The following is a 7,238-nucleotide window of genomic DNA, read 5'->3' as shown; positions in this document are numbered from 1 at the left end:
TCCGCCCGCCGGTAGCGCTGCTTGCCGGTCAGGCCTGCGCGGATGCCGTGGCGACTATCGGCGGGCTTGCCGTCCTCGCTCGCCATGGCGTCCACGAGGCAGTCATCGAAGATCGGGCAGAAGCCGCATTGGCGCTTCGCGTACGCGGAGTCGGCGACGGCCTCGTCGCTGGTCTTGCCCTCGTTGAACCACCGGTCCCCGTCGTCGCCGCAGCACAGGGCCTGGGACCAGTCCACTTCGTCCGTCATGCGAGGTCGCCACCCTTCGGGAAGCGGGGAGCGTCGGACCAGACGCCCCAGCAGTCGATGAGGTCGGCCGACGGACCACCAGGCTCCGTCTCGCGGTTGGCGGTGAGGACAGCAGCCTTCATCGCGTCGAAGCCGACCAGGTAGTCCTCGGCGAACAACCCGCCCTTGTCCGCGGCTTGGTCGTCGCACTCCGCGCATGTGTCGCAACTTGGGAGGGAGGAGGCCCGGAACATGCCGACCAGACCGGCAAGGGTGGCGAGGGTGGCTGTGACTGCGATGAGCGCGTAGATCTGCCAGTGCGTCATTCGGTCACCCCGGTCACGGTGTGGACCCAGTCCAGCGCTTCGCAGTCGAGGTGCTGACGGGCACGGGTCACGGCGACGTACGCGAGACGTCCCTCTTCGCGGGTGAGCGTCACGTTCCCGGTCTTGGGGTCCGCTTTCGGTGCCCGAAAGTCTCCGTGGATGCGGACGGACGGCCACTCGCGGCCCTTGGCCTTGTGCGCCGTGGAGACGACCAGCTCGGCGCGCGCCTCGTTCGCGGTGAGCGCGTCGGCCGCCGTGAGGATGGCCGCGGTGCCGTGCTCATCGATGAGCTTGACGAGGACTTCGAGGCTGCCGTCCTCCTCGGCCGCGTACTCCCGCACCGCATCCCATGAGGGGAATCCGAGGAGTTCCGGGTGGTCGGTCGGCTTCCCGTCCTGGAGGGCCTCAGCGGCCCACGCGAGGCGTTTGATTTCCGCGCCGCCACCGACCAGAGCGACCTTTCGGCCGGCGGCCAGGCCCTCCATAACGACGCCCATTGCGCCGGAGTTGGTGCGGCAGAGGATCGCGTCGGGGTTGCTGGCCGGGCCCACGCTGGAGGTGCAGGCTTCGTACCCTGTGAGTCGTAGAGGTGCGTCGATTTTGGTCAGCCAGAGGTTGGCCTGCGCGGCGATGGCCGGGCCGAACCGGAACGACTGGGAGAGCGTGAGCTCCGTGGCGTGGAGCTCGCGGACGAACGTGGACAGGGCATCGCGTGCGCCGCGCCATCCGTAGATGGCCTGGGCGGAGTCGCCGACGGCGATGCGCTGCGCGTGGTCCTGGTCAAGGAGGACGGCGCTGAGCACGTCGTTCGTGTCCTGCGCTTCGTCGAGCAGCACCACGTCCACGGCCAGCTTGGGCCCGGAGAGCGCCCACATCTTCATGTAGTGGTCGTGGTCCAGGCGCAGGACACCGTCCTCGTCCGCCAAGTCCGCCCACGTGGCCAGGGCCACAGGCAGCGCGAGACCGAGGAGCGCGTTCCGGGGCTCCGCCGTGGTGAGGCCGTCGTACTGCGGGACATGCTTCGCCCTGATCTCCGAGTCCGAGCTGTGGCACCAGCGGGACACGGTGTCCAGCGCCACCCGCATGATCAGCCGTGACGTCATGGCCTTCGGCATTCCAGCGTCGGTGGGGATCGCCGGCGTGGAGCCGATGATGCCGAGGATCTGCCTGACGTCGATCGCCTGCGAGGCTTGATGCGCGGTCTGCCGCGGCCTGTTCAGGCGCGGGAGGTAGCGCGGGTCGAAGGCCAGCCCGTGCCCGGTGCGGCTGGTGACGTTGGACGGGAATGACCGCTTGGCGTCGGCGGCGATGGCCTTGTTGTACGCGACGTATGCCATGCGGCGGCGCGGGTCGCTGCTCGCGATCATCTTGAGCGTGCTCGACTTGCCGCAGCCTGCGCCCGCCTGGAGGACACAGTCGATGCCGTCTCCGTAGGTGGCGATCGCTTCGGACTGCTCTGGGGTGGGGTTCACCACTGTGGTGCTTCTCCTTTCTGGGTGGGTGCGGGCCCCGCCGGAGGGGGTGGGTCGGCGGGGCCCGCGTTCAGTGGTGGATCAGGCGGCCTTGGCCAGGAGGTCGTTCAGGTGGGCGCGGAACCGCTCGGGGGCGCCGTCGCCGGTGAAGTCGGCGAAGGTCTCGATGACCACGCTTGCTTCGCCGAATGTCAGGGTGTTCATGGACTCGATGCGGCGGCCGATGAGGAGGCCGACGGCGCGGAGCCGCTGATCGCGGTCCTCCGGGGCGAGGCCCAACTCCTTCATGGACGCGAAGATCTTCCGGGTCTGCGGGGCGGTCGCGCCCTCCCCCGGGGTGGCAGGCGCCGGCTGCTGCTCGTCACCCGCGCCCGAATCCCGCGTCGTCTCGATCGTGGGCGGCGCGGGTTCGGCCTTCGCCTTGAGCTCTGTACCGCGCGCCTTGATCAGCGCGCCGAGCGTGGTGATCTCCCCGGACTCGCGGTCCGCGTACGGCACGTTGAGCCATCCACCGCTGCCCCCGCGCGCGAACAGGGCCAGCGCCCGCTCGTACGTCAGGAAGTCGTCGGCCAGCAGCGCGATGAGGGTCTCGCCGAGGCGCTCCTGCATCAGGGCGGCCACCGTCGTCGGTTCGCCGCTTGTGGGATGGAGCAGCCCGGTCTGCGTCAGGCGGCGGCTGGCGGCATCCCCCTGGATACGGAGGATGTCGTCGAGAGTGAGCCCCTCGGCGGCCAGCGCGTCCGTGATGACGACAACTGGGTCGACTCCCTGTCCGAGTTGCTCCAGGATCGTCTCGGCGAAGTCCTCGCCGGGGTGGTGAAGGGTGACGTTGTCGAGTGGCGTGTACCGCGTCTTGGTGACGGTTCCGGTGCCTTTCACCATGTCCATCACGACGTCGAACTCGTACTCGGCGCCCTCTCGTTGGATTGTCTTCACCCCGACCTTGGTGACCTTCTTCCCTTCCATCTCGTAGTCGTTCTTCGTCCGCATGGTGACGATGACGTGGCCGGGGAAGCCGAGCAGGGCGTCGAGCATGTCCTGTTCCAGGTCATTGACCGGCGCCCAGGCGGTGTACGAACCGCCGAAGTGGCCCGGCTTCTTGGCCTCTTGGTCGACGCGAGCGAGGAGACCCCCCTTACCTGCCCAGAAGTGCGACCAGCTGTCGAGGATGAGGACGGCGAGGCGCGCCTCCTCGGCGGCCTTCACTGCGGCGATGAGGTTCTCCGGGGAGCAGAACGCCATCGGCAGGTGAGCGAATTCGTGTGACTCGATGTCCGGGCGTCCGGGGACCGGGGCGTACTTGAGGGCGGAGCCGCGCTCGGTGTCGACGACCCCGATGGGGCCGCCGGCCGCGAGGCCTTCGGCCATGCGGAGCGCGGTTTTGGTCTTGCCCGATCCGCCGGGGCCCTGGAGAGCGATGCGGGCCTTGGCCGTCTCGCGGGTGGCGGGGGCGAAGGTGAAGGTCGTCATGAGGTGCTCCGGTTCTCGCGCTGGTGCGGTGCGGTGAAGCGGCGGCCGCTCGCGGCGGCGAGCTCGATCCAGTCGGCGGCCAACTTCGTGGCTCCGTAACGGGCCTTACGTCGGCGCGAGTTCGCGTGGCTGGTGTCTGCCGAGGGCAGGTTCTGCTCGGTGTTGTGTGCGCGGAGAGCGGCGGCGAGCTCGGCGCCCGTTTCCGATCGCAGTCGAGCCAGGAGGCCTGTGGCCTCGCGCGGGGTCTTGCCGCTTCGGAGCAGTGCCTGGTGAATGAGCGTGTACGTGTTCACTGCCATCAGAGGTCACCGCCCTTGCGGGACGGGGTGTAGTAGCGGCCGCCGAGCATGTCGTGCTCGATGAGCAGACCCTCGTGGAAGAGGTGCTGGAGGTCGTTGCGGGCAGTGCGCGGAGAGGCCTCGTAGCCTGCGCGGGCGTAGAGGTCCTGCACGCGGCGGGACTTCCACCGCCCGCCCCGGAGCCGGATCTGCTCGCGCAGGAACGCGCGTCGGGAGAGCCTCCCGGAGTCCCCTGACTTGCCGGCGGCCTCAGCGAGGTCCAGAGCGAGCCGGTGACACAACTCGGAGTCGAGGACCAGGGCGACGGGGTCACCGTCCGCGCTGGTGCACGGGACGATCGTGTTCTCGCGGTCGGTGTCGCCGGAGGGGCCCATGACGTACCGGTCCCAGTGAACGACCAGGGGGATTGCCGCGACGGGCGTGGACGCCTGGTCCGGCGTACAGGTGCTCATGCGGTCTCACCGGCGGGGTCCGCAACGGGGATGGTGGCGACGAGGTCGCGGGCCTTGGGGAGCTCGTCGGGCTCGGTCACCGCGGCGAGGTGGGCGCCGAGCTGGGTGACGATGTTGTCCAGCGCGCACCGGATGTCGTGTCCGCGCAGGCTCAGCATCGGCATGCCATCGTCGAGGGCCCCGCTGACGTCCCAGATGCGGCCGGTGTTGTCGCGCTGGGGGAGGGCGAGGTCGTACACGAACCCGTGGTGTACGTACGGGATTTCGGCTGCGGCAGTCGCCTGGGCCAGGACTACGGGAGCGTCGTACGCGGTGAGTGTGACCTCGACGCCGTCCCGGTGGCCACGGCCGATGTACGCGTACTCCGGGGAGCCGACGCCCTCGCGCTCGATGCACAGGTAGGCACACCACTCCGCCCACTGCTCGGAGGTCGTGACCTGCACGACGACGGTCACCGCGCTGCCGTCGCGGAGCGCCCGGATCAGCCCATTGCCCTCGGGGCACTCCTGGCGGATCTGGTCGGCGAGGGCCTGGGCGCGGGCGCAGGAGATGTCCCAGGCGTGGGCCTGCTGCTCCAGCATCGTCGGCTCCTGACCGATGCGGGTCAGCCGACCAGCGGGGTTGCGCTTGAGGACGACGCCGAAACTGCGTTCTGGATTGACGAGCATCCGGCCCTCGTCAAGGGCGTGCGCGATCGCGGCGGACGGGTCCGAGCCACTCGACGCGAGGGCCTCGCGGATGATGCGGACGGCATTCGGGAAGTTCTTGTTCATGCCGCCTCCCCCATCTGGAGCTGGCGGCGCATTGCGTGGGTGCCTCGGTTGGCGCCGGATTTCACGGCACCCAGGGTCAGACCGAGGTGGGTGGCGGTGTCGGCGACCGACAGGCCGCCGAGGTAGCGGAGGGCCAGGATCTGGCGTTGCTGCTCGGTGAGCTTGCCCAGGAGTGTGTAGAGGTCCGCGGAACCGTCGCGTGCGATCAGGGTCTGCTCGACGCTGGGGGCGTGGTCACTCTCGTGGTCGAGCATTTCGTCCACCAACACCTCGCGCCGGTGGCGGCTGGACTTGTAGAGGTCGTTGACGAGGTTTCGGGCGATCACGGAGAGCCAGGCGCCAAAGTCGTTGCCTTGCCAGATGAAGTTGGTGGTCACGCGTCGCCAGGCGCGGAGGAACGTCTCGCTGGTGAGGTCCTCGGCGATCTGGCGGTGGCCGACGCGGGCAACGATGTACCGGAACACGGCCCGTTCGTGGTCGTTGTAGAGGGTGGCGAATGCGTCGGGGTCTCCGGTGCGGGCGCGAGCGATCAGCTCGGGCTCGGGGACGATCTTGGGGCTAGCCTGTGTCTGTGTTGTCACGGCCTGCCTCCGTTCTCTGTTGGGTGGTTGGTGGTGATGTGGGGTCGTTCCGGGTTGCGCCCCGGGGCGGCCCCGTTGCATGTCAGGCGGATGCGCGCTGCTGCCGCATCGCGTCGAGGACTGCGAGCGGGTCGAACCGCCGACTGCTGCCGACGTAGATCAGGCCGGGCCAGATGCCACCGGCGTCCTTCGCGGCCTTGATCTCCGCGTCGATCCACGAAGGCGACTTCCGCAGGAACGCGGCGAGTGCGGGTTGATCCATGAGCCGCTCGGGGAGGGCGGTGCGGTGTTCGGGAGTACGCGGTGTGCGTGCGGATGTGGATTCTCCGAGCGTGAAGACGATCGACTCGAAGAGGATGGTGACCTCCTGGTCGAGAGCGGCCGCGATGAGCGTTGCCGCTCGATCGCTGCACGTCTCGCGGCTGCTGGTTCCCCTGCCGCTGATGAACCCGACGTAGGCGTGCGAGAGGCCCTTGCCGTCGGGGTCGATGGACCTCGTCTTGGCGGCGAGTGTGGAGACGTCCAGTCCGGCCGACTTCATGGCGGCTCGGATGGGGGCTCCCTTGTTCAGTCGTCGCATGTGAACCTCCGGCCATGGCCGAATTGGGGCTATGCAGATCGGGGCGACCTGCACTATCTACAGTCTGCATGTGGATGTGGATTGAGTCAAGAGGGTTCTATTGGGGCGCAATCGGGCCCGACAGGGGGCGTACAGGGGGCGTGTAGATGCGCGGGCGCACCGAAAACTACGGGTCAAGGCTCCCGGATCTACTTGCGGATGTAGATGTAGATAGTTGATTCTGAGCAGTGTGACTAGCGACCCGAACCACCCCGGCGAGCCCCACCCCGCCGAGGACCCCGCCCGCGAAGGCGAGGACCTGGCCGCGCTCCTCACCCGCCTCCTGGAGGAGGCAGGTAGAACCCAGAAGGATCTGGCGCTCGCCTCCGGCATCAAGTACCAGACCCTCAACTCCTGGCTGAAGCGGACCCGAGGCACCTCCCGCGTTGACCCGGAAGACCTGCGCAAGATCACAGCGGCACTCCGCTCCTGGAATGTCACCATCACCCCGAAGCGAATCTTCGAAGCCGCCGGCCGAGCTGTCCCCGGCCCGACGGACAGTGAGAGTGAACGACGCCTCGTGGAGATCTACAGGCAACTACCCACGCGAGGACAGAAGGCGCTGATCCAAGTCGCGTCCACGCTCGACGAAGCGATCAAACGCACCGAGTGATCGTTCCTGCAAACCAGCAGGTCGAACAGGGGAGTGATGCCCTCCAGGATGTGTGAAGCGTTCACACGGCACGTGTTCGCAGAAAACCCTTACAACACACAACAACGCGGGTAACGTACGTCACCCCGCTGTCCTCCCGGAGCGGATCATTCCATGCCGCCGCGCATCTCCTGGGGGACCTGTGTGCACGCTCATCACCATTGCTGATGACCAACCAGCGCCTGCTCTTTGGGACCCGGACGAGATCACCATCACCGTCCAAAGGGGCACCCACCCCCACTACCTGATCAGAGAACTGCACGCGCTGCTCGCCGACCTCGGAGCACCACCCTCCACTGGCACGCTCCGCTGTTTCTGCGGGGACCCCGTCACCCTCCCCGCAGAGGCGATGGCCCCGCCGGCTGCA

At 68.1% G+C, this 7,238-nt stretch carries 10 protein-coding genes; 1 reads left to right on the top strand and 9 read right to left on the bottom strand.

Going from position 1 to position 7,238, the window contains the following annotated elements; all coding sequences use genetic code 11:
* The 9 genes from AB0H78_RS02545 to AB0H78_RS02505 all read right to left on the bottom strand — a co-directional run.
* Positions 1 to 248 (bottom strand): WhiB family transcriptional regulator (locus AB0H78_RS02545; RefSeq protein ID WP_363232355.1); only part of this gene is annotated, 248 nt, incomplete at its 3' end.
* Complete coding sequence (locus tag AB0H78_RS02540; RefSeq protein ID WP_363232354.1) at positions 245 to 553, bottom strand: hypothetical protein; 309 nt, start codon at positions 551 to 553, stop codon at positions 245 to 247. The genes AB0H78_RS02540 and AB0H78_RS02545, both read right to left, overlap by 4 nt.
* The gene (locus AB0H78_RS02535) at positions 550 to 2,025 is read right to left on the bottom strand and encodes a UvrD-helicase domain-containing protein (protein ID WP_363232353.1); all 1,476 of its coding nucleotides are present in this window, start codon (positions 2,023 to 2,025) and stop codon (positions 550 to 552) included. The genes AB0H78_RS02540 and AB0H78_RS02535 overlap by 4 nt, the downstream gene beginning before the upstream one ends.
* Before the next feature lie 81 nt (positions 2,026 to 2,106).
* Positions 2,107 to 3,495 carry an AAA family ATPase gene (locus AB0H78_RS02530; protein ID WP_363232352.1) on the bottom strand — a complete coding sequence of 463 codons (1,389 nt, stop codon included), beginning with the start codon at positions 3,493 to 3,495 and terminating at the stop codon, positions 2,107 to 2,109.
* A complete protein-coding gene (locus AB0H78_RS02525; RefSeq protein ID WP_363232351.1) occupies positions 3,492 to 3,794 on the bottom strand; it encodes a hypothetical protein in 303 nt (100 codons plus the stop codon). The genes AB0H78_RS02530 and AB0H78_RS02525 overlap by 4 nt, the downstream gene beginning before the upstream one ends.
* Entirely contained in the window at positions 3,794 to 4,246 is a 453-nt protein-coding gene (locus tag AB0H78_RS02520; RefSeq protein ID WP_363232350.1) for a hypothetical protein, read from the bottom strand. The genes AB0H78_RS02525 and AB0H78_RS02520 overlap by 1 nt, the downstream gene beginning before the upstream one ends.
* Positions 4,243 to 5,019 carry a BN159_2729 family protein gene (locus AB0H78_RS02515; protein WP_363232349.1) on the bottom strand — a complete coding sequence of 259 codons (777 nt, stop codon included), beginning with the start codon at positions 5,017 to 5,019 and terminating at the stop codon, positions 4,243 to 4,245. Before AB0H78_RS02515 ends, AB0H78_RS02520 begins: the two co-directional genes overlap by 4 nt.
* Positions 5,016 to 5,600, bottom strand: a complete 585-nt coding sequence (locus tag AB0H78_RS02510) for a sigma-70 family RNA polymerase sigma factor (protein WP_363232348.1) — start codon at positions 5,598 to 5,600, stop codon at positions 5,016 to 5,018. The genes AB0H78_RS02515 and AB0H78_RS02510 overlap by 4 nt, the downstream gene beginning before the upstream one ends.
* Before the next feature lie 82 nt (positions 5,601 to 5,682).
* Entirely contained in the window at positions 5,683 to 6,180 is a 498-nt protein-coding gene (locus tag AB0H78_RS02505; protein ID WP_363232347.1) for a hypothetical protein, read from the bottom strand.
* A gap of 229 nt (positions 6,181 to 6,409) precedes the next feature.
* Between AB0H78_RS02505 and AB0H78_RS02500 the strand changes: the two genes are divergently transcribed.
* Positions 6,410 to 6,832: a helix-turn-helix domain-containing protein gene (locus AB0H78_RS02500; protein ID WP_363232346.1), complete on the top strand. Its 423-nt coding sequence runs from the start codon at positions 6,410 to 6,412 to the stop codon at positions 6,830 to 6,832.
* The last annotated feature ends 406 nt before the right edge of the window (positions 6,833 to 7,238 follow it).

The sequence above is a fragment of the Streptomyces sp. NPDC050738 genome (genome assembly GCF_040654175.1).
Taxonomy (GTDB): Bacteria; Actinomycetota; Actinomycetes; order Streptomycetales; family Streptomycetaceae; genus Streptomyces.
The sequence above is the reverse complement of the archived record's forward strand: the minus strand, read 5'-3'. Positions and strand labels throughout refer to the sequence as shown.